This window comes from Bradyrhizobium pachyrhizi, from assembly GCF_029714545.1.
In the GTDB taxonomy this organism is placed as follows: domain Bacteria; phylum Pseudomonadota; class Alphaproteobacteria; order Rhizobiales; family Xanthobacteraceae; genus Bradyrhizobium; species Bradyrhizobium pachyrhizi.
Genome location: NZ_CP121667.1, coordinates 6,892,555 through 6,913,415, shown reverse-complemented (window position 1 = coordinate 6,913,415; position 20,861 = coordinate 6,892,555). Strand labels below are relative to the sequence as shown.

The 20,861-nt window shown below is 65.3% G+C and carries 18 protein-coding genes; 16 read left to right on the top strand and 2 right to left on the bottom strand.

The features are described from left to right. Positions 1 to 93 precede the first annotated feature (93 nt). The gene (locus QA639_RS32780) at positions 94 to 867 is read left to right on the top strand and encodes an enoyl-CoA hydratase-related protein (protein WP_050383728.1); all 774 of its coding nucleotides are present in this window, start codon (positions 94 to 96) and stop codon (positions 865 to 867) included. An 18-nt stretch (positions 868 to 885) separates the two neighbouring features. On the opposite strand, the gene QA639_RS32775 is transcribed toward QA639_RS32780, so the two are convergent. Continuing rightward, a complete protein-coding gene (locus QA639_RS32775; RefSeq protein WP_283088083.1) occupies positions 886 to 1,899 on the bottom strand; it encodes a zinc-dependent alcohol dehydrogenase family protein in 1,014 nt (337 codons plus the stop codon). A 202-nt stretch (positions 1,900 to 2,101) separates the two neighbouring features. On the opposite strand from QA639_RS32775, the gene QA639_RS32770 reads away from it, so the two are divergent. Then, a complete protein-coding gene (locus QA639_RS32770; protein WP_283088082.1) occupies positions 2,102 to 2,971 on the top strand; it encodes a DUF2066 domain-containing protein in 870 nt (289 codons plus the stop codon). A 241-nt stretch (positions 2,972 to 3,212) separates the two neighbouring features. Here the strand turns inward: QA639_RS32770 and QA639_RS32765 are convergent, their stop codons facing one another. After that, positions 3,213 to 4,166, bottom strand: a complete 954-nt coding sequence (locus tag QA639_RS32765; protein WP_283088081.1) for an AraC family transcriptional regulator — start codon at positions 4,164 to 4,166, stop codon at positions 3,213 to 3,215. Positions 4,167 to 4,621: 455 nt separating this feature from the next. Between QA639_RS32765 and QA639_RS32760 the strand changes: the two genes are divergently transcribed. From QA639_RS32760 to QA639_RS32695, 14 genes are all read left to right on the top strand, one after another. Beyond that, positions 4,622 to 5,155 (top strand): hypothetical protein, encoded by a 534-nt coding sequence (locus QA639_RS32760; RefSeq protein ID WP_157347680.1) that lies wholly within the window; start codon positions 4,622 to 4,624, stop codon positions 5,153 to 5,155. A 22-nt stretch (positions 5,156 to 5,177) separates the two neighbouring features. Beyond that, on the top strand, positions 5,178 to 6,203 hold the full coding sequence (locus QA639_RS32755; protein WP_283088080.1) for a formylglycine-generating enzyme family protein: 1,026 nt from the start codon (positions 5,178 to 5,180) through the stop codon (positions 6,201 to 6,203). Then, positions 6,200 to 7,843: an arylsulfatase gene (locus QA639_RS32750; protein ID WP_157347681.1), complete on the top strand. Its 1,644-nt coding sequence runs from the start codon at positions 6,200 to 6,202 to the stop codon at positions 7,841 to 7,843. The genes QA639_RS32755 and QA639_RS32750 overlap by 4 nt, the downstream gene beginning before the upstream one ends. 68 nt (positions 7,844 to 7,911) lie before the next feature. Further along, the gene (locus QA639_RS32745) at positions 7,912 to 10,446 is read left to right on the top strand and encodes a fused MFS/spermidine synthase (RefSeq protein ID WP_283088079.1); all 2,535 of its coding nucleotides are present in this window, start codon (positions 7,912 to 7,914) and stop codon (positions 10,444 to 10,446) included. A gap of 4 nt (positions 10,447 to 10,450) precedes the next feature. Continuing rightward, positions 10,451 to 11,485: an AAA family ATPase gene (locus tag QA639_RS32740; protein ID WP_157347683.1), complete on the top strand. Its 1,035-nt coding sequence runs from the start codon at positions 10,451 to 10,453 to the stop codon at positions 11,483 to 11,485. A gap of 8 nt (positions 11,486 to 11,493) precedes the next feature. Further along, positions 11,494 to 12,480, top strand: a complete 987-nt coding sequence (locus QA639_RS32735; RefSeq protein ID WP_028335696.1) for a DUF58 domain-containing protein — start codon at positions 11,494 to 11,496, stop codon at positions 12,478 to 12,480. Further along, complete coding sequence (locus QA639_RS32730; RefSeq protein WP_283088078.1) at positions 12,473 to 12,964, top strand: DUF4381 domain-containing protein; 492 nt, start codon at positions 12,473 to 12,475, stop codon at positions 12,962 to 12,964. Before QA639_RS32735 ends, QA639_RS32730 begins: the two co-directional genes overlap by 8 nt. Beyond that, on the top strand, positions 12,957 to 13,955 hold the full coding sequence (locus QA639_RS32725; protein ID WP_050383721.1) for a vWA domain-containing protein: 999 nt from the start codon (positions 12,957 to 12,959) through the stop codon (positions 13,953 to 13,955). The genes QA639_RS32730 and QA639_RS32725 overlap by 8 nt, the downstream gene beginning before the upstream one ends. Beyond that, positions 13,948 to 15,468, top strand: coding sequence for a VWA domain-containing protein (locus tag QA639_RS32720; RefSeq protein ID WP_283088077.1), 1,521 nt, complete (start codon positions 13,948 to 13,950; stop codon positions 15,466 to 15,468). Before QA639_RS32725 ends, QA639_RS32720 begins: the two co-directional genes overlap by 8 nt. Further along, positions 15,465 to 16,859: a BatD family protein gene (locus QA639_RS32715; protein ID WP_283088076.1), complete on the top strand. Its 1,395-nt coding sequence runs from the start codon at positions 15,465 to 15,467 to the stop codon at positions 16,857 to 16,859. Before QA639_RS32720 ends, QA639_RS32715 begins: the two co-directional genes overlap by 4 nt. A gap of 85 nt (positions 16,860 to 16,944) precedes the next feature. Beyond that, positions 16,945 to 18,609, top strand: a complete 1,665-nt coding sequence (locus QA639_RS32710) for an arylsulfatase (protein WP_283088075.1) — start codon at positions 16,945 to 16,947, stop codon at positions 18,607 to 18,609. A gap of 40 nt (positions 18,610 to 18,649) precedes the next feature. Continuing rightward, positions 18,650 to 19,666 carry an HAD family hydrolase gene (locus QA639_RS32705; protein ID WP_283088074.1) on the top strand — a complete coding sequence of 339 codons (1,017 nt, stop codon included), beginning with the start codon at positions 18,650 to 18,652 and terminating at the stop codon, positions 19,664 to 19,666. Continuing rightward, positions 19,663 to 19,905 (top strand): DUF3302 domain-containing protein, encoded by a 243-nt coding sequence (locus QA639_RS32700; RefSeq protein ID WP_028335690.1) that lies wholly within the window; start codon positions 19,663 to 19,665, stop codon positions 19,903 to 19,905. Before QA639_RS32705 ends, QA639_RS32700 begins: the two co-directional genes overlap by 4 nt. Continuing rightward, positions 19,905 to 20,846 carry an HlyD family secretion protein gene (locus QA639_RS32695; protein WP_283088073.1) on the top strand — a complete coding sequence of 314 codons (942 nt, stop codon included), beginning with the start codon at positions 19,905 to 19,907 and terminating at the stop codon, positions 20,844 to 20,846. Before QA639_RS32700 ends, QA639_RS32695 begins: the two co-directional genes overlap by 1 nt. Positions 20,847 to 20,861 lie beyond the last annotated feature (15 nt).

The window sequence follows — 20,861 nt, the reverse complement described above, 5'->3', positions numbered from 1 at the left end:
GCTGTTCTTGTTGCGGGTGGGGCACGTTGGCGTAGCATGCCAAGCATGGCACTGTCAGTGCAACAACAAGAACCAATTTCAGGGAGCGGAAAAATGACTGGTGTGAAGCGTGAACGGGACGGCAAGGTCGGCATCCTGACGCTCAACGATCCCGCGAGCCTGAACGCCATGACGCCGGAACTGCTCGGCGATCTCGCGCGCGCCGTCGGCGAGATGAGCCTCGACCCGGACATCCGCGCGCTGGTCCTGACCGGGGAGGGACGCGGCTTCTGCTCCGGGCAGAACCTCAAGGCGTTCCAGTCGCTCGGCGACAACATCTACACCGGCGTGATGAGGCATTATTGGCCGGCGATGCAGGCGTTGCGCGAATGCCGCGTGCCGGTCGTGGTCGCGGTCAACGGAGTCGCGGCCGGCGGCGGCTTCAGCCTCGCGATGTCCGGCGACATCATCCTGGCGGCGCGCTCGGCGAGCTTCATCCAGGTGTTCAGCCGGATCGGCCTGGTGCCGGATCTCGGCTCGACCTGGCTGTTGCCGCGCCTGATCGGCCGCCAGCGCGCGCTCGACCTGATGCTGCTGAACGAGCCGCTGCCGGCCGAACGGGCCAAGGAGTGGGGGTTGGTGCGCGACGTGGTCGACGATGCCAAACTGCTCGACGAGGCGAAGGCGCTCGCCGGCCGTCTCGCGGACGGACCGACGCGCGCGCTGGTCGCGACGCGGCAGCTGCTCGAGGAGAGCGAGCACGCCAGCTACGCCGATCAGTTCCGCCGCGAGATCGAGCTGCAGCAGGTGATCCGCGAAAGCGCCGACGCGAGGGAAGGCCGCCAGGCCTTCGTCGAGAAACGCAAGGCCCAGTTCACGGGAAGGTAATCCTTGATCGCAGGCACGCTAGCCGATCGCAATCGCGATCTTGCCGAAATGCGCGCCGCTCGCCATGTGGGCGAACGCGGCCTTGACCTGGTCGAAGGCGAACACCTTGTCGATCACGGGCTTGACGCCGTGCAGGCTGATGCCGTCGCACAGCGCCTGCAGGTCCTCGATCGAGCCGACGGTGACGCCTTGCAGCCGCTGCTGCTGCATCACCATCAGCGGCAGCCGCGTGTCGGACGCGGCGGGACCTGCGAGCACGCCGATGAAGGCGATGGTACCGCCGATCCTGGTGGCGCGGATCGATTCGTTCAGCGTGCCGACGCCGCCGACCTCGACGACGAGATCGACGCCGCGCCCGGTCAGCTCGCGCGCCTTCTTGCCCCAATCGGGCGTGGACTTGTAGTTGAGCGTGACATCGGCGCCGAGTTGTTTCAGCCGCGCGATCTTGGCGTCGCTGGAGGATGTCGCGATGACGCGGGCGCCGCACATCTTGGCGAATTGCAACGCGAACAGCGAAACGCCGCCGGTGCCCTGGGTCAGCACCGTCTGCCCCGGCTTGATGTCGCCGAGCTTGACCACCGCGCTCCACGCCGTGAGGCCGGCGCATGGCAGTGCCGCGGCCTCGATGTCGTTCAGATGATCCGGCGTGCGCACCAGCGCATGCGCGGGGAAGACCCGGTACTCGGTCAGCACACCGTCGACGCTGCCGCCGAGCGCCGCGCGCATCCGCGCCTCGCTCGGCTCGCCGGCGAGCCAGCTTTCGAAGAAGCTGCCGATCACGCGATCGCCGGGTGCGAAGCTTCTGACGCCGGCGCCGACCGCCTCGACCACGCCGGCGCCGTCGGAGACCGGCACCAGCGGAAATTTCTGGCGCGAGCCGTAACCGCCCTTGACCGTGAGCAGGTCGCGATAGTTCAGCGTCGCCGCCTTCAGCCGCACCAGGACCTCGCCCTGGCCGGCTTGCGGAACCGGCTTGTCGACCAGCGCCAGCGCGTCGACGCCGCCGGGGCCTTGCAACTCATAGCATTTCACGGAACGTCTCCTCCTCGGTGCTCTTGTGTTGGGCAGCGTTCGCGGCGCTGCCGCGCATGCTCCGAGCATATGTCAGGCCTGCCGCGCGTGGCCATAGCGCGTAGCGGGACCGATGGAATGGCGCCCATGTCCGAACGCGTTGGCGGTGCCCGAAAATACCGCCAATCCGTGCCGTCAATGAAGTGACCGAGCGGAGGTGACGATGGCTGCCTTGCTTGAGACCAACGGCGATCTGATTGCAACGCTCGCACGCGGCGCGGTCCGCGTGCTGCTTGCCGCTGCATGGATCGCTTGCGGTGGTGCGATGGCCGCGGCAGACGACAGTCTCTACCGCGCCCAGACCGTCGTCACCGGCCAGGGCGAGCCGAACCGCATCATTGGCTTCGGGGCATGTCTGGAGGACGTCCTGATCAAGGTTTCCGGTCAGCCAATGCTGGCAGGCGACCGCCGGCTTGCCGCCTACAAATCGAAGGCCAAGGCGTTCGTCAGCAGTTTCGACTATCACGATCAATATGCCGGCAAGCCGCATCATGACGAGCAGGGCACCCGCGACCGGCCGTACGACCTGACGGTGGATTTCGACGAGAAGAAGATCGACGGCATTCTCGCCAGGCTCGGTCTCAAGCCGTGGCGGTCGCAGCGGCCGGTGCTCGGCGTCTTCGCCGAGATGCAGCACGGTCCGAAGGACTACATCGTCACATCCGACGGGACGCAGTCCGACCTGCAGCGCGACGCGCTTGCGGCTGCCGCCCGCAAGCGCGGCATGGGCTTCGTGCTGCCTGATACAACCGGGTTGACGAGCGCCAACCTCACCGCCGCCGAACTGTTGAAGACGCCGTCGGCGAAGCTGAGTGCGATCGTCGCGCCGCATGGCGGCGAGGCCACCCTGCTCGGTCGGCTGGTCTGGGACGACAAGGATCTCGGCTGGGCCACGCAATGGCGGATGGCCTGGCACGGCAAGGATTACAAATGGCAGTTTCGCGGCGTCACCTTCGATGAAGCCTTCCGCCGCGGCATCGGCGGCGCCGCGCAGGTGCTGTCGGGCAATGGCGATCCGGGGCGACCGAAATGAGCTTGCGCGCGTAGCGGCTGGTTTTGCGCTATGGCGGGATGAAGTGAGGTTGAATCGGTTTGGCCTCGGGTTCGGCTCACCTCTCCCCAGCGGGGAGAGGTCGATTTGCGGAGCAAATCGGGTGAGGGGCCGCAGCTCTCACGAGGGACCGTAGCCCCTCACCCGGCGCTGCGCGCCGACCTCTCCCAAGGGAGAGGTGAACCTCCGACGCCGCTCCAATTCAACTTGATCTCATCATGCTCTACCCGGCGTAGCCAAGCGTTTGCGACGGATATTCCCCGAACATCGCGCGGTAATATTGCGAGAAGCGCCCGAGCTCGATGAAGCCCTGTTCGATCGCAACCTTGGAGACGGTGGTCTGGTCCGGGGTGCTTTCGCGCAGGATCGAACGGATCATGCAGAGCCGCTTGTAGCGCAGGAACGTCACCGGGCCGACCCCGAACACCTCGTGGAAGGCGCGGTGCAGGCTGCGTCGCGACAGCCGAAGCTCGCTGCAGATTTCCGAGACGTGGACCGGGCGCGTGCCCGCGGCGTGCAGATAGTCCTCGACGTGGCGCACCAAGCGCATCGCCGACGGCAGATAGCTCGTTCCGTCGGGGGGCAGCGATGTCACGACCGTCGCGGTCACGCAGTCGACGATCGCGCGCTTCCAGAAGCCGGCCGACGCGTCCGTCAAGGCGTCCGGATAGCGCGCGAGATGCGCGACGATCCGCGGCAGTTTGTCCGCCGCGCCCATGCCGATCGTGGGGTCGGCGCGAAAGTGGTTCTTCGCCTGCCAGGTTTCGGCGTCGGCGAGCCGCGGCTCGCCGCCGAATATATCGGGCAGGTCGGCGAGGTCGAAGCGGATGGCGGCGTAGGACGAGGCGCTGTGAAAGACCCCGTCATGCTCGACCGACGGAGGAATCACCAGCACATCGGCCGGCTGCATGTCGAATGCCCAATGCGTGACGCGGTCGGTCGCGCGCAGCAGCATCCCGATGATCAGCTTGGGGTCGGTCGAGATGCGCTGGGTACGGACCCCGACATTGAATGCGCCGATGCTGAGCGAAAAATCACCGATCCCGACGTGAGACAATGTGCCGCGCAGCTTGCCGCGCTCAAGCTGCATGACTTCGACATGCGAGCCTTTGACGGCATCGTGGAGACCCTCGAAGCCGTCAAGCTCGCCGGTGCTAACCGTCAGGTGTTGGCCCATATCCACGTTCACAACTGCAGCGCGATTAATCTACTAAAACCAAATGCTTGAAGTCAGTACAAACAGTTTGCCCCGCGACAATGCTCCTACGTTAGCTTGAGTCGCATGGCGAGATCGTGATGTGGATTTGCAAACCTGCAGATTTTCGCTTGTTTTTCCGAGAAAGCAATAAGGCCGACCGGGCCGGATTGATCGAATTGGAGCATCTTTCGTTAAGCCTGCACGGCTCGGGGTTGAGATTGGCACAAAGTGCACATCACTTGTATAGTGCGTTCCGCTATCGTTTGAACTGACAGCAGAATTCGCTCGTGACAACGTCCAGTGGAACGAGTCACGACGGAGAACATTGTGCACGCAAGTGTGCACACGGATTAGCGACGGAGGAGAAAGGGAAGAAGGCCTGACGGATCAACGCTGCCGAAAAGTGCAGCACAGAAAAATGGAAGGGCGCGACAATGCACTCAGGCACGACGCAATCATGCACGACGTTCGGTCACCGAGATCATAAGCCTGCGATCTTCAACAAGATTTTCCGTCTGGCAGTCATTGGAGCAGCCGCGATCGTCGCGCAAGCAGGCCCGGCGTCGGCGGTCAGCATCGGCTCTTCCGCTTCATTGCCGATCATCAAACAGCAGGAAGGCAGCGGTAACGTTGTGCAGGTGCGCGCTGTCGCTCGCCGCGGCGGCGTTGCCGTCGGACCGCGCGGCGGTGCGGTTGCCTATCGCAGCCGGACGGTGGTGCGTCCGGGAGTGAGGCCCGGCTGGCACGGCGCCGGCACGCGCTGGGTTGGACCGCGGCCGGGAGGTTGGGCGCGGCCCGGCTGGTACGGCTGGCCGATCGGGGGCGCGGTTGCGGCCGGCGCAGCGATCGGTTTCGTCAGCGCGGCGAGCGCAGCCGCCTGGGCGGGACCGCCGCCGGCAGCGGGCATGTGCTGGTACTACACCGACCCGTCGCGAACACAGGGCTTCTGGGACTACTGCTCACGGTAAATGCGCGAAGGGGTGCATCGCCATGTCCCGGGTAGAGATCACCTCCGCCGAAACAGAGCGTGACGACCGCGTCCAGACCGACGACATGGTCTGGATTCCCGGCGGCACATTCCGCATGGGCTCCGACCATCACTATCCCGAGGAGGCGCCGGCGCATCGGGCGTCGGTCGACGGCTTCTGGATCGACCGCACCCCGGTGACCAACGCTCAATTCCGCGAATTCGTGCGGGAGACCGGGCACATCACGGTCGCCGAACGGCCGCCGGATCCCGCGCAATATCCGGGTGCACTGCCGCATATGCTCTATGCCGGCTCGCTGGTGTTTCAGCCGCCGCGCCGCGTCACCACCCTGCGCGACTGGAGCCAATGGTGGACCTTGATGAAGGGCGCGAACTGGCGCCGCCCCTACGGCCCACGCAGCAACATCAACGTGCTCGGCAGCCACCCGGTCGTCCACGTCGCCTATGCCGATGCGCTCGCCTACGCCAAATGGGCCGGCAAGGACCTTCCGACCGAAGCCGAGTGGGAGTTCGCGGCGCGCGGCGGGCTCGAGGCCGAGGAGTTCGCCTGGGGCAATGCCTTGACGCCCGGCGGCAAGCACATGGCCAACACGTGGCAGGGCAACTTCCCGATTCAGAACCTCTGCGAGGACGGCTTCGACCGGACTTCACCGGTGACCGCGTTTCCGCCCAACGGCTACGGCGTCCACGACATGATCGGCAATGTCTGGGAATGGACCGCCGACTGGTGGTCCGCCCGTCATGAGGCCGACGCCGCGAAACCCTGCTGCATCCCGCAGAATCCGCGCGGCGGTCGCGAGGAGGCGAGCTACGACCCCGTCCAGCCCGCCATCAAGATTCCGCGGAAGGTGCTGAAGGGCGGCTCGCATCTGTGCGCCCCGAATTACTGCCGCCGGTATCGCCCTGCCGCCCGCCACGCCGAGCCGGTCGATACCTCGACCAGCCATGTCGGCTTTCGCTGCGTGGTGCGGCGAGCCGATTCTCAATCGTCACAAAAACCGTTCGACAAGCAAGGAGCGTCAGAATGAGCGATGAGAGCAATATTGTTGCCAGGCCGTCCGGTAGTCGCGGAGGGTTGCTTCGTGGCTTGTTCGCGGCGGCGTTGGTCGCGACAAGCCTGGCGCCATTTGCCGGGTCTCCCGCGTCAGCGCAGCAGCCGAACGCGGCAAAGCCGAACATCCTCGTCATCTTCGGCGACGACGTCGGCCAATCCAATCTGAGCGCCTATACGCGCGGTGTGGTCGGCTACAAGACGCCGAACATCGATCGTATCGCCAACGAAGGCATGATCTTCACGGACTATTATGCCGAGAATAGCTGCACGGCCGGTCGCTCCACCTTCATCACCGGCCAGGCCTGCCTGCGGACCGGCCTCTGCAAAGTCGGTATTCCGGGAGCACCGGTCGGCCTGCAGAAGGGAGACATAACAATCGCGCAGGCCCTGAAACCCCTTGGCTACGCCACCGGTCAGTTCGGCAAGAACCATCTCGGCGATCGGGACGAATACCTGCCGACCAATCACGGCTTCGATGAGTTTTTCGGCAATCTTTATCATCTGAACGCCGAGGAAGAGCCGGAACGGCCGTACTGGCCGAAGGACGACGCAGCCTTCGTCAAGGCCTATTCGCCGCGTGGCGTCCTCAAGGCTTCCGCCGACGGCAAGATCGAGGATACCGGCCCGCTCACCAGGAAGCGGATGGAAACCGTTGACGACGAGACCACCGGCGCGGCCATCGATTTCGTCACGCGACAGGCAAAGGCCAACAGACCGTTCTTTACCTGGATGAACTTCACTCGCATGCACATCTTTACCCACGTTCGTGCCTCGATGCGCGGGCAAAGCGGCATGCCGGGTAATGAGTACGCAGACGGCATGGTCGAGATGGACATGAACGTCGGAAAGCTGCTCAAGACGCTCGACGACCTGAAGATCGCGGACAACACGATCGTCGTCTTCAGCACGGACAACGGCCCGAACGCGTTTACCTGGCCGGATGCAGCGACGACGCCTTTCCGGTCAGAAAAGGACACAAATTGGGAAGGCGCGTTCCGCGTGCCGGCGATGATCCGTTGGCCCGGCCATGTCAAGGCAGGCGAGGTTGCCAACGGAATCGTGTCAGGTCTCGACTGGTTCCCGACGCTCCTTGCCGCCGCCGGCGACCCCGGGGTGAAGGACCGCCTGCTCACCGGCTGGCAGCCGCAGGGCAGCTCGACCACCTTCCGCAATCACCTCGATGGGTTCAATCAGCTCGACTACATGACGGGCAAGGCCGACAAGAGCGCGCGCAACGAGTTCTATTATTTCAACGACGACGGTGATCTCGTTGCGATGCGAAACGGCGACTGGAAACACACCTTTGAACGGCAGGATCAGCCTGGCCAGTTCGACGTCTGGGCTCACCCGTTCACGCCTTTGCGCGTGCCAAAGATATTCAATCTGCGCATGGATCCGTACGAACACGCGGAGATATCGGGCAGCATGTACGATCAATGGCGGGTAGAGAACGCGTACATGATCGCTCAGGCGCAAATCAAGGCGGCCGCGTTCCTGCAGACCCTTGTTGAATATCCGCCAAGCCAGCGGATTGCGAGCTTCAGCATCGACCAGATTCGTCGTGCGGTCGACAAGAAGGTCGATGAATCCTTCAAGAAGCGCGGTCTCGAATAGTCGCGAGGCCCTGCGAGACAGGCCAGTGGTATCGGCCTGTCTCGCACTGCATCCAAGGGGACTAGCGGATGGATGCTCGATCGAGCATAGGGTCTGCATCGACCGCGACCCGAGCACACCGAAAGAGACTGGACGCCGGTGCGAGCCGGAGGCTTGTCGCAGCGGCGCTGGCGTTCGTCTCGGGTGCCGCCGGCCTGATCTACCAGGTGATCTGGATCAAGCAGCTCTCGCTCGTCGTCGGCGCTGATGTCTACGCCATCACGACCGCCGTGAGTGCCTTCTTTACCGGCCTGGCGTTGGGCGGCCTGATCTTCGGTGGAAGGGCCGACCGGGCCAGCCAGCCGGCGAAAGTCTACATCGCGATCGAGATCGGCATCGGCATAACCGGCGTCGCCACCACATTGATCTTGGCGAATATTGCGCCGGTCTTCGTGGCGATCGAGAGCGCGAGCGGCTTGCTCGCATGGGCCATGGTGTTCGTTCTGGTCGGCATCGCTCCGCTTCTGATGGGTGGGACGCTACCGGTCCTTGTGCGTGCGGTGCTGCATAACTCTCGCGATGCCGGCCCCGTCGGCGGCCGGCTATACGCCGCCAACACGGCCGGCGCGATTCTTGGCGCTCTGCTGCCGATGTTTGTCCTCATTCCGCTGTTCGGGGTGCAAGGGACCTCGATCGCGGCGGCGACACTCAATGCCCTCGCGGCGGCGGGGGCAGCGGTGCTCGCCCGGAATCCCGTGGTTTCGGCGAGGATCAGGTCCGCCAGCGGCGCGGCGGCGCATCAACCGCGCCGGGTCGGATTGGCTGTTGCCCTCTATGCCGCCGCCGGCGCAATTGCCCTCGGCTATGAGGTCATCTGGTCCCAGTCCATCGTTCAGTTCATGAGTACGCGCAGTTTCGCGTTTTCCGTGGTGCTTGCGACGTACCTCGCGGGACTTGCGGCGGGCGCCGCGATCGTTGCGCGGGCAATCGACCGGATCCGCGACCCCTGGAGTGTCTTTGGCCTTCTGATCGCCGCTGCCGGGTTCCTGGCCTTGATCGAGATCGCGGTACTTGGCCATTGGCTCGTGGTCGCGCAGACGGCGACCGAAGCGTTCGTGCTCCGGCTTACCGAAAACCAGTTCGCCGGCATGTGCGCCCGCTTCGCGGTGGCAGCGTTCTGTATCGTATTCCTGCCGACCTTGCTGCTCGGGGCGGCCTTTCCGGTGGCGCTGCGTCTGGTGGTGCGGGATGCGCACATCGGGCAGGACGTTGGCGCGGTCGTGGCGGTCAATACGCTGGGCGGTGTGGGCGGCGCGCTTCTCACCGGCTTCGTGCTTCTGCCCTGGCTTGGGCTTGTCCACACCCTTGCATTGCTCGCAATCGGCGCCGGCCTCCTGGGTGTCCTTGCCTGCTGGGGCGGTCGCTCGAGCCGCGCCGGTCTTGGACTGGCATTCGCGGTCGGCGCAGCCTGCATCGTCGCCGCGGTCGCCACGCCGTCCGACCGATTTGCCCAATTGTTGCCGGCAGCGCGGTCGGGAAAAATCATGTTCTATGAGGAGAGCCCGGGTGGGACGGTCGCGGTGGTCAACACCGGCCGCTTCCGCCGGCTCTATATCCAGGGCGTATCCAATTCCGGCGACGCGATGCCGTCGCTGCGCTACATGCGGCTGCAAGCGCTCCTGCCTCTCATCATTCACAATGGCGAGCCGAAATCCGCCCTGGTGATCGGCTACGGCACGGGCATTACGGCCGGCGCTCTCTCACAATTCCCCGCTCTCGACAGGAGGGTGGTGGGTGAGCTGCTCCCGGCGGTCCTTCGTGCGGCTCCGATATTCGACGGCACCTTCAACGCCGCGTCCGACCCGGGATTGGAGAAGCGCTTGGGCGACGGCCGTCGCCTCCTGCAGCGCGAGAGCCAGACCTACGACCTGATCACGCTGGAGCCGCCGCCGCCATCGGCGGTGGGCGTCGTCAATCTCTATTCTCGCGACTTTTATCGCCTGGCTTCGTCGCGACTGAACGACGACGGGATCGTCGCGCAGTGGTTGCCGCTGCCAACACAGAACGATGAGGACACGCGCTCACTGGTTCGCAGCGTCACCGATGTGTTTCCGTACGCGTCTCTGTGGACATCGGAGCTGCATGAGATGTTGCTCGTCGGGTCGCGTCGTCCGATTCAGTTGGATGCGGAGCGCATCAGCGCGAGATTCAACCAGCCCGAGACGTCTGCGGCGCTTTCCGCGGTCGGCGTCAACTCGGTCGCGGCGCTGATCGCAACCTGGATCACCGACCGCGACGGGCTCGTGCGCTACGCGGCGGACGCGCCGGCGGTGACGGACGACAGACCGCGGATCGAATACGCGACATGGGTTCGTCCGGACGAGTTCAGCCGAACGATTTCGCACATCTGGCAGTACCGTAGCGAACCGCCGCTCAAAGGAGCAGACGAGCAATTCACCACTTCGCTGCTGAGCGAAAGGCGAGATCTTGATGCGTTCTATCGTGCCGGCCTCAGCGCCTATGCGGGCAACCGGCAAGCCTACGCGCGCGAGATGGCGAGCCTCAGCCAAGCGGCGAGACGAAACCCCTATTACAGGTGGTTTACGGGGTCCAAGGAGCCGTAGTGCAATGTCAGATCACGCCGCAACACCGTTAGCGGCCGCCCCGGCGCGGCGAACTGCCCAGGACTCCGCGGCCCGCGACGCCGTGCTCGATCTCAAGGCGCGCATCGGCAGATCGGTGCTCGGGCAGGATCATCTGGTCGAGAGCATGCTGATCGGCTTGCTGGCCAACGGCAATCTCCTGATCGAAAGCCTGCCGGGGCTTGCGAAGACGCGGGCGGTGAAGACGCTGGCGAAGAACCTTGCCGCGGACCTGTCGCGCGTTCAGTTCACGCCGGACCTGCTGCCGTCGGATGTGACCGGCGCGGAAATCTACCTGCAGACCGAGAAGGGCGGCCAGTTTCAGTTCCAGAAGGGGCCGATCTTCGCCAACCTCGTGCTGGCGGACGAGATCAACCGCGCGCCGGCCAAGGTGCAGTCGGCGCTGCTGGAAGCGATGGAGGAACGTCAGGTCACCGTTGCCGGCAAGACCTACAAGATGCCTGACCTGTTCATGGTGCTCGCGACCGAGAATCCGATCGAGCAGGAAGGCACCTATCCGCTTCCCGAGGCGCAGCTCGACCGCTTCCTGATGCATGTCGTGATCACCTATCCCGACGAGGCGACGGAAGGCGAGATCATCAAGCTCAATCGCGCCGAGAATGCGCAGAAACAGGAAGCCGGCTCCGCCCCGCCGCCGGCGGTGCCGCAGCAGGCGATCCTTGATGCGCGCGGCGAGCTCGACGGCATCTTCGTCTCCGACCTCGCACAGAAATATATCGTCGACCTGATCTATGCGACGCGGTTTCCCGGCCGTTACGGCGAACCCTTGGGCAAATGGATCCAGATCGGCGCCAGCCCGCGCGGCAGCCTTGCCATCGACCGCTGCGCGCGGGCGCGGGCATGGCTCGACGGGCAGGACTTCGTCACGCCCGACCACATCCGCGCCGTCATCCACGACTGCCTGCGGCACCGGTTGATCCTGAGCTACGAGGCCGTGTCGCAGGGCATCAGCCCCGACCAGGTGATCGACAAGATCACCGAGCTTGTCGCTGCAGCGTGAGGGCCGTGATGACGGAGACATCAGCCAGAATGCCCGGTGTCTACGTCAGTCTCGACGATCTGATCGCGCTCGAATTCAGGGATCGCAGGGTTTCGTTCCTGCCGCGCCAGCCCGTGCATAGTCTGCTGTCGGGCCGGTTCGCCTCGCGCATGCGTGGCCGCGGGCTGAACTTCGAGGAGATCAGGGACTATCGCCCGGGCGACGATGTCCGCGAGATCGACTGGAAGGTCACGGCGCGGCTGCAGAAGCCGCATGTGCGCGTCTTCAACGAGGAGCGCGACCGTCAGGCCCTGCTCGTGGTCGATCAGCGGCTGTCGATGTTCTTCGGCAGCCGGCGCGCCATGAAGTCGGTCACCGCAGCCGAGACCGCCGCGATCGGCGCCTGGCGTGTGCTCGGCGTCGGCGACCGGGTCGGCGCGATCGTGTTCAATGACAGCGATGTCGTCGAGCTCGCGGCGCGGCGCAGTCGCGCGACGGTGTTGCAGATATTGTCCACCATCGTCGCGCAGAACCAGGCGCTCGGCGTCGGCCGCGGCATCGTTCCGGCGTCAGGCATGCTCAACCGGGCGCTCGAACATGCCGAGCGGCGGACGATGCACGATGCCACGGTGATCCTGATCAGCGATTTCGATGGCGCGGATACCGCAACGCGCCGGATGATCGGGGCGATCGCCCGGCATAACAACGTGGTCGCGGTGCTGGTCCACGATCCCTTGCAAAGCGATTTGCCGGCCTCGAGCCGGATGACCGTCACCGATGGCGAGCTGCAGATCCAGCTCGAAGTCGGCCGCGAGAGTGTCCGCAAAAGTATCGCGCAGGCCTCGCAGGAGCGGCTGCGCGGCGTATTCGCGTGGACGCGCGAGCTTGGCATCCCGGTGCTGCCGCTGAGCACAGCTGAGGAAACGGCGCCGCAACTCCGGCGTCTCCTGGGCGGGTTGCCGGCCCGGCACGGACGCGGTGGCGGTCACGCCAGAGCGGAGGCGGCTCTTGGCTGACACCCGACCTGTTATTGTGGATCCCGTCGCGGGCCTGATCGATATCCCGCTGCCACCGTCGGTGAGCCTGCTTCCGGCGACCTGGGCGTCGCGGATCGTGATCGTGCTGGTCGCCGCGGGGGTCGCCGTTGCGGCGTGGCGCCTGCTGCGGCGTTTCCGCGCCAACCGCTATCGGCGCGCGGCGCTCGCGGAGCTCGACCGGCTGCTGCAGACACAAGGCGGCGCCCCGGAGGGAATGGCCGCGAGCCTCGCGCTGCTCGTGCGGCAGACTGCGCTCGATGCCTTTCCGCGCGAAACCATCGCGCCACTTGCCGGCGCGGGCTGGCTTGCGTTCCTCGACCGCAGCTATGGCGGGGACGAATTCTCGCAAGGCGCGGGACGGCTGCTCGCGACCGCGCCGTACGGGCGGACGACGGCGGATGCTGGCGATCTAACGGCGCTGCAGGATCTGGTGCGGCGCTGGATCAGGGGGCACCATGTTTGAGTTCGCATGGCCCTGGATGCTCGCGCTCCTGCCGCTGCCGATCCTCGTGTGGTGGCTGTTGCCGCCGTATCGCGCGCGGCAGGCCTCGGTGATGGTGCCGTTCTTCGACCGCCTTGCGGCGGCAACCGGACAGACCCCGCAGCGCGGCGCCGTCGTGCTGCAGCGGCGGCGCATCCAGATGGTGACGGCCGCATTGATCTGGGCGCTCGTCGTCGCGGCGCTGGCACGGCCGCAATGGGTCGGCGACCCCGTCACGCGCGAGGTTTCGGCGCGCGATCTCATGCTCGCGATCGACATCTCCGGCTCGATGGACCAGCGCGATTTCCGAGGTAGCGACGGCGCGATGCTGACGCGGCTCGACGGCGTCAAGCGCGTGGTCGCGGATTTCATCGCGCACCGGAACGGCGACCGCGTCGCGCTCGTGCTGTTCGGCACCAGGCCCTATGTGCAGGTGCCGTTCACGCAGGATCTGCAGACCGCGACCGCGCTGCTGGTACAGACCGAGGTCGGCATGGCCGGACAGCAGACCGCGATCGGCGACACCATCGGGCTTGCGATCAAGACCTTCGAGACAAGCAAGGCGCGCGAGAAGCTTCTCGTCCTGCTCACCGATGGCAACGATACGGCGAGCCGCGTCCCTCCCGAGCATGCCGCCGACATCGCGCACCAGAATGGCGTCGTGATCGACACGATCGGCGTCGGTGATCCGGCCGCGACCGGCGAGAACCGCGTCGATCTCGGCGTCCTGCGGTCGGTCGCCGCCACGACGGGCGGCCACTTCTACCGTGCCGAGGACGGTGCGCAGTTGCAGGCGATCTACGCGGACATCGACCGTCTCGCGCCGGCCAAGCTCGATACACTGTCATGGCGGCCGAAGCAGCCGCTGTTCCAGTGGCCGCTCGGCGCCGCCGTGGTGCTGTCGCTGCTGCTGTGGCTCGGCCTTTCGCTGGAAAGCGGGCTGGGACGAAGGGGAGCGCCCGGCCATGCATGACGCGGCCGCCATCCCGTTCCATCTGCTGCGGCCGCTGTGGCTGCTCGCGCTGATTCCTGTCGCTGCCGTCTTCGCGTGGGTGCGTTGGCGGCAGAGCCCGCTAGCGCAATGGGGCGGGGTGATCGCGCCGCATCTGCTCAACCATCTGATCGTGCAACCGGGGGCGGGACGTGGTGTCAGCCCGCTTTATCTGGTCGCCGCCGCGATGTCGCTGGGCATCATCGCATTGTCGGGGCCGACCTGGCGGCGCGAGCTGCCGCCCTTCGTCGAGGACAAGGCGCCGCTGATGATCGCGTTGTCGCTCGATGCAACGATGGGGCAGAGCGACGTCGCGCCGACGCGGCTCGAACGCGCCAAGCAGAAGATCAGGGATCTGCTTGCGGCGCGCGCCGGCGCGCGCACGGGGCTGATCGCCTATGCGGGCACCGCGCATCTGGTGATGCCGCTGACCGACGATCGCGCCGTCATCGAACCCTTCCTCGCCGCGCTCGCCCCGGGCCTGATGCCGTCGCCCGGGAAGAACGCCGTCGCGGCGGTGGCGCTCGCGGCGGAGGCGCTCGCGACCGAAACGGTGCCCGGCACGATCCTGCTCGTCGCCGACGACGGCGGTGACGAGGAGGGAGCGGTTCGTCAGGCCGCCGGACGGAACGGTCTGGTCAAGCTGAGCGTCACGCCGAGCAAGGCCGAAAGGTTCGCGCTCGGTTCGGACGTCGTCCAGGTCAGCATCGACGACGCCGACATCGCGGCGCTCGAGCGCCGGATCGAAACCCGCTATCAGGCCGCGCAGGGTGACGCGTTCGGTACGCAATGGCGCGACGAGGGCTTTTGGCTGCTGCTGCCGATTGCCCTGCTCAGCCTGCTCTGGTTCCGGCGCGGCACCACGGTGGCCTGGGTTGTTGCTTTCGTCTGCCTGTCGCACGTGTCGTCCGCGAGGGCGGAGGAGCCGCGCCGATTTGCCGACCTGTGGCTGACGCCGGATCAGCAAGGACGCATCGCCTTCGATCGCGGCGACTATGCGGCCGCGGCCAAGCGCTTCTCCGATCCGATGTGGCGCGGCATCGCCGCCTATCGTGCGTTCGACTTCCTGACGGCCGCGCAGGAATTCGCCCATGTCGATACGCTCGAGGGACGCTTCGCGCTCGGCAACGCCCAGGCGCAGAACCACGCCTATGAGAAGGCGATCGCCGCCTATGATGAGGTTCTGAAGATCGCGCCCGGCCATGTCGCAGCGAAGACCAACCGTGCCATCGTGGTGGCGGCGCTGAAGGCGAAGGAAGAAAAGCGAAGGAAGCAGGAGCAGGATGACAGCGCGCCGCCGGACATGAAGGCCGACGAGGCGCGTGTCGATCCGAACCAGAAGGGCGGCAAGAAGATCCGGGTGACGCCACAGGATCTGACCACCGCCGGCGCCGCCGAAGCCTGGATGCGCCAGGTCCAGACCACGCCGGCCGACTTCCTCAAGCTGAAATTTGCGATTCAGGACGCGACGCGGCCGGCGGGAGCGAAGCCATGAGGCAGCCGCTCGCCGCCGCAGCCCTGATGCTCGGACTGCTCATACCCTGCGCAGCACTCACGCAGCAAAGCGCGCCGGAGCCGATCCTGCGGGTGACGATCGATCCGCCGCGGGTCGTGGTGGGGCAGGCGGCCGCGCTGCGGATCGACGTGCTGGCGCCGAACTACATGACGGCGCCGCCCGAGCTGCCCGACTTCCAGGTCCGCAACGCCGTGACCCGTCAGTTGCGGAGCATCAACGAGAACGAGCAGCGGGACGGCGTCACCTATGCCGGCGTCCGGTTCGAATTTGCCATCCATCCGCAGGAGCCGGGCAGCTACGCGATCGCCGGCCAGGCGATCACCATCAAATACGCCGCCGAGCCGCCGGCGACGCGCGAGGCCACGCTCGCGCTGCCGCCGATCGCATTTGAGGCCTTCATCCCGGACGCGGCCTCCGCCCTGCAGCCGTTCCTGGCCGCGCGCGATCTATCGATCGAGCAGACCGTCAACCGATCGTCGGATCAGCTCAAGACCGGGGATGCCGTGACGCGGACCGTCATCATCAAGGCCGAAGGCATTCCGGCGATGCTGCTGCCGCCGGTGAAGTTCGCCGCGTTCGACGGGCTCAAGCTGTACCCTGCGCAGCCGTCGCTCCAGGACAAGACCGATGGGCGCACCGATGTGCTGTCCTCGGCGCGCACCGACAGCGGCGTCTACATGCTCGAGAAGGCCGGTGACTATGTGCTGCCGCCGATCGACCTGCGCTGGTGGAACATCGACGCGCAACGCATCGATGTGGCGCATCTCGACCCGTTGACGCTGCAGGTGGAGGCGAACCCCGCAGCCGGCGGTTCGTCGTCAATCGGCACCTCCGGCCCGCACCGGTCATGGGGCGCGCTGCGCGATGTCGTCGCCGATCACTGGAAGTCGACCGCGGCCGTACTGCTGGCGCTTGCCGGGCTCGGCTGGCTGACGCCGCGGATGGTGCGGACGATAGCGGCACGTCTTCGCCGGCATCGCGAGGCCTATCGGCGCTCGGAACCGTTCGCCTTCAGGGAGCTGCGGCGTGCCGCGCGCCATGGCGACGCCAAGGCGGTCTACTTCGCGCTGCTCGACTGGCTGCAGCGGTTCGAGCCGGTCGCGCCGCAGCATACGGTCGAGGCGTTCAAGGCCGCCGCGCATGATGCCGCGCTCGATGACGAGATCGGCGCGGTCGAGCGCGAGCTGTTCGCGCCGTCTGCCGGCGCGGTGCGCTGGTCACCGCACCGGCTGCTGCGCCAGGTCGGCGGCGCCCGACGCAATCTGCGTCGGCGCGCGAGACGCCGCGAAGACACGCGCCTACTTCAGAACCTGAATCCGGTCGGGCTTTCCTCCACCACGTCCTTTGGTCGACCAAAGCCCGCCAGATGAACGAAGCACATTGAGACCGATCGAGCAGAACGCATGATTCGTAATCACCGGAGCGAGCAACCCTAGAGTAACTCAGGAGTATCGAATGAGTGAGACGAAGAAACATGACGCCGGCGCCGATTCCACTTGCGGTGCCTCGAACATTGATCGCCGGGCCGTGCTGCTTGGCACATCGTCACTTGCTGCCACTGCCGCACTGATGTCACAGGCTCTCGCGCAAGCCCAGAAAGCCGCGCCCGCCGCGGCGCCGGCCGGCGGCGGCAAGCCGAATATCCTCGTCATCTTCGGCGACGACATCGGTGTTCCCCAGATCAGCGCCTACACCATGGGCTTGATGGGATACCGCACGCCCAACATCGACCGGATCGCCCAGGAAGGAGCCATCTTCACTGACGCTTACGGTCAACAGAGCTGCACGGCGGGACGCGCGTCGTTCATCCTGGGGCAGGAGCCGTTCCGCACCGGCCTTCTGACCATCGGCATGCCGGGTGACCCTCATGGTATTCAGGATTGGATGCCGACCATTGCCGACGCCCTCAAAACGCAGGGCTATGCCACGGGACAGTTCGGCAAGAATCACCTTGGCGATCGCGATGAACATCTGCCGACCAAGCACGGCTTCGACGAGTTCTTCGGCAATCTCTATCACCTCAATGCCGAAGAGGAGCCGGAAGGTTACTTCTATCCAAAGGATCCGGCTTTCCGGAGGCAATACGGACCGCGCGGGGTCATCAAATCCACGGCCGATGGAAAGATCGAGGACACAGGTCCTTTGAACATCGCGCGCATGCCGACAGTCGACGAGGAGTTCCTTGGGGCGGCCAAGGATTTCATCGGCCGCCAGGCCAGGGCCAAACGACCATTCTTCTGCTGGTTCAACAGCACGCGCATGCACGTCTTCACGCATCTCAAGGCATCGTCGCTAGGCAAGACCGGCAAAGGCATTCACGCCGACGGCATGGTGGAGCACGACGCCATGGTCGGCGAGTTGCTCAAGCAGCTCGACGAACTCGGGATCACCGAGAACACCATCGTGGTCTACACCACGGACAATGGCGCCGAAATCGCGCTCTGGCCCGACGGTGCGATGACCATGTTCCATGGCGAAAAAGGGACGACATGGGAAGGCGGCTTCCGCATCCCGATGATGGTGCGATGGCCGGGTGTGGTCAAACCCGGCACTCAGTACAACGACGTCATCTCACTGATGGATTGGTTCCCGACGTTGTTGGCGGCTGCAGGTGTGCCCGACATCAAGGAAAAGATGAAGACCGGCTTTGCCGGTGCGGGAGGGAAGACCTTCAAGGTCCACCTCGATGGCTACAATTTCCTGCCCTACTTCAAAGGCGAGGAGAAGCAGGGGCCTCGCGACGCGATCTACTATTTCGACCAGGGCGGGAATCTCAACGCCATCCGCTGGAACGACTGGAAGCTCAGCTTCGCGACCACCAAGGGTAACATCGCAACGGGGGTTCGCGAAACGTCGGCCTGGGCGTTGATCGCGAATCTGCGCATGGATCCGTACGAAAAGGGTCTCGAGGAAGGTGGCGGCGCTATCGAGTTCCTGGCGCGCAATATCTGGCTGCTCGTGCCTATCCAGGGAAAGGTCAAGGAGTTCTTCAGTGACTTCGATCAATTCCCGTATCAAACCGGCAGCTCGCTGAATGCGGGTGGTATCAACTATGCGTTGCTGCGGCAACAAGATGCGCTGAAGCGGCTCAATGACCTGGAACGGATGAAGCCACAGTGAGGCGGAGACGAAGCAACAGGTAAGAGGAAGGACAAGTGCGATGATGGTTCGGTTCGCCGCTGTGCTGCTTGCGTATCTTGCATCCATCTCCGTTGCGATGGCGCAGCCGGCGGATCCCCTGCCATCCTGGAACGACGGCGCGGCGAAAACGGCGATCTCCGATTTCGTCGCGCGCGTCACGGCGCAAGGCGGACGGGACTTCGTGCCGCCCGCCGAGCGCATCGCGACGTTCGACAATGACGGCACGCTGTGGACCGAGCAGCCGTTCTACTTCCAGCTCGCCTTCGCGTTCGACCGCGTCAAGGCGATGGCGCCGGAGCATCCGGACTGGAAGACGCGGCAACCCTTCAAGGCGCTTCTCGAGAAGGACAGCAAGGCGCTGGCCGCGAGCGGCGAGAAGGGCCTCTTGCAGATCGTGATGGCGACGCATGCCGGCATGACCACCGATGCGTTCGCAGATCTGGTGCGCGACTGGCTCGCGACCGCCAGGCATCCGCGCTTCAACCGGCCGTACGACAGTCTGGTCTATCAGCCGATGCTGGAGCTACTGGCCTATCTCAGGGCCAACGGCTTCAAGACCTTTGTCGTCTCCGGCGGCGGGGTCGAATTCATGCGGCCATGGATGGAGCGGGTCTACGGCATCCCGCCGGAGCAGGTGGTCGGCTCGTCCGGCGTGGTGAAATTCCAGATCGGCGCCGACGGCAAGCCGGTGCTGATGAAGGAAGCCAAGGTCGAATTCATTGATGACGGCCCGGGCAAGCCGGTCGGCATCAACCGGTTCATCGGCCGCCGTCCGATCTTCGCGTTCGGCAACTCGGATGGTGATCTGCAGATGCTGCAATGGACCACAGCAGGGTCGGGCGCGCGCTTCGCCGGCATCGTTCATCACACGGACGAGGTTCGTGAATATGCCTACGACCGGCAATCGAAGATCGGCAAGCTCGACAAGGCGCTCGATGCAGCCGCCGCGAGCGGCTGGACCGTCGTCGACATGAAGCGGGACTGGAAGGAGGTCTTTCCGTCCCTGACCGCGGCCGCGAAGGAGGTGAAGCCATGAGCGGCTACGACATCTTCGCCTGGATCGTGCTCGTCATCGTGGTTGCCAGCGCGATCGGCGTGTTCTGCATCGCAGGCTGGCTGCCCGGGCATATCGCCAAAACCCGTGGTCATCCTTGGGCGCAGGCCGTCGCGGTGGCCGGCTGGATCACGTTGATCTGCGGCTTCGCGCTCTGGCCGCTCGCCTTCATCTGGGCCTATGTCGACGTGCCGGCGCCGCGCCGGTCGGGAGATGCGTGATGGCTGTCGCGATCGTCAACTGTTATCTCGTGCTGCTGTTCCTCCTGGTGCATTTCAAGATCGTGCCGTTCAACCTGTTCTGGAAGCTTTCGCCGTTCCTGGTGATTGTGCTGACACTGTTCGGCCTGATGGTGCCGATGGGCTGGGGCGCGCCGCAGGGTTCCGCGCTGGTCGTGCGCAACGCGGTGTCGATCGTGCCCGACGTGGCGGGCGAGGTGACCGAGGTGCCCGTCGTCGCCAACGCGCCGCTGAAGGCCGGCGACGTTCTGTTCAAGATCGATCCGACGCCCTACGACGCGCAAGTCAAGGCGATCACGGCGCAGCTCAAGCTGTCGAAGACACGGCTTGCGCAGATGACGACGCTCTATGAGCGCGATGCGGGGCGTGGCTTCGACGTCGAGCAGCGGCAGTCCGAGGTCGACCAGCTCAGCGGCCAGCTCGAGGCCGCGCAGTGGAACAGCGACAAGACCGTGGTCCGCGCGCCGGCCGACGGCTACGTCACCAACGTTGCGCTGCGCAAGGGCGCGCGGGTGTCGAACTTGCCGTTGTCTCCGGTGATGGCGTTCATCGATACCTCGAACACGATCATCGGCGTCGAGATCAACCAGATCGATGCGCGCTACGTCGCGCCGGGGCAGGAGGTCGAGGTGACCTTCAAATTCGCGCCCGGGCAGATTTATTCGGGGAAGGTCGAAAGCGTGCTGCAGGCGGTCGCGACCGGCCAGGCCACGACCTCGGGCACAGCCGTTGCGCCGAAGGCGATCGAGGCGGTGCCCTTCGTCGTGCGCGTCAAGCTCGATGATGCCGCCTTCGCCGATCGATTGCCGGCGGGCGCGACCGGTACGGCCGCCATCTACACCGATCGTATGAAGCCGACCCACATCGTGCGTCGCGTGATCCTGCGCCAGCTCGCGATCGTCAATTATGTCAATCCGTTTTGAATGACGGAGATTGTC

Excerpts from the sequence above, each read along its gene's own strand:
- QA639_RS32780 (WP_050383728.1), top strand. The coding sequence starts at position 94 with ATGACTGGTGTGAAGCGTGAACGGGACGGCAAGGTCGGCATCCTGACG.
- QA639_RS32770 (WP_283088082.1), top strand. The coding sequence starts at position 2,102 with ATGGCTGCCTTGCTTGAGACCAACGGCGATCTGATTGCAACGCTCGCA.
- QA639_RS32765 (WP_283088081.1), bottom strand. The coding sequence starts at position 4,166 with ATGGGCCAACACCTGACGGTTAGCACCGGCGAGCTTGACGGCTTCGAG.
- QA639_RS32760 (WP_157347680.1), top strand. The coding sequence starts at position 4,622 with ATGCACTCAGGCACGACGCAATCATGCACGACGTTCGGTCACCGAGAT.
- QA639_RS32755 (WP_283088080.1), top strand. The coding sequence starts at position 5,178 with ATGTCCCGGGTAGAGATCACCTCCGCCGAAACAGAGCGTGACGACCGC.
- QA639_RS32750 (WP_157347681.1), top strand. The coding sequence starts at position 6,200 with ATGAGCGATGAGAGCAATATTGTTGCCAGGCCGTCCGGTAGTCGCGGA.
- QA639_RS32745 (WP_283088079.1), top strand. The coding sequence starts at position 7,912 with ATGGATGCTCGATCGAGCATAGGGTCTGCATCGACCGCGACCCGAGCA.
- QA639_RS32740 (WP_157347683.1), top strand. The coding sequence starts at position 10,451 with ATGTCAGATCACGCCGCAACACCGTTAGCGGCCGCCCCGGCGCGGCGA.
- QA639_RS32735 (WP_028335696.1), top strand. The coding sequence starts at position 11,494 with ATGACGGAGACATCAGCCAGAATGCCCGGTGTCTACGTCAGTCTCGAC.
- QA639_RS32725 (WP_050383721.1), top strand. The coding sequence starts at position 12,957 with ATGTTTGAGTTCGCATGGCCCTGGATGCTCGCGCTCCTGCCGCTGCCG.
- QA639_RS32720 (WP_283088077.1), top strand. The coding sequence starts at position 13,948 with ATGCATGACGCGGCCGCCATCCCGTTCCATCTGCTGCGGCCGCTGTGG.
- QA639_RS32715 (WP_283088076.1), top strand. The coding sequence starts at position 15,465 with ATGAGGCAGCCGCTCGCCGCCGCAGCCCTGATGCTCGGACTGCTCATA.
- QA639_RS32710 (WP_283088075.1), top strand. The coding sequence starts at position 16,945 with ATGAGTGAGACGAAGAAACATGACGCCGGCGCCGATTCCACTTGCGGT.
- QA639_RS32705 (WP_283088074.1), top strand. The coding sequence starts at position 18,650 with ATGATGGTTCGGTTCGCCGCTGTGCTGCTTGCGTATCTTGCATCCATC.
- QA639_RS32700 (WP_028335690.1), top strand. The coding sequence starts at position 19,663 with ATGAGCGGCTACGACATCTTCGCCTGGATCGTGCTCGTCATCGTGGTT.
- QA639_RS32695 (WP_283088073.1), top strand. The coding sequence starts at position 19,905 with ATGGCTGTCGCGATCGTCAACTGTTATCTCGTGCTGCTGTTCCTCCTG.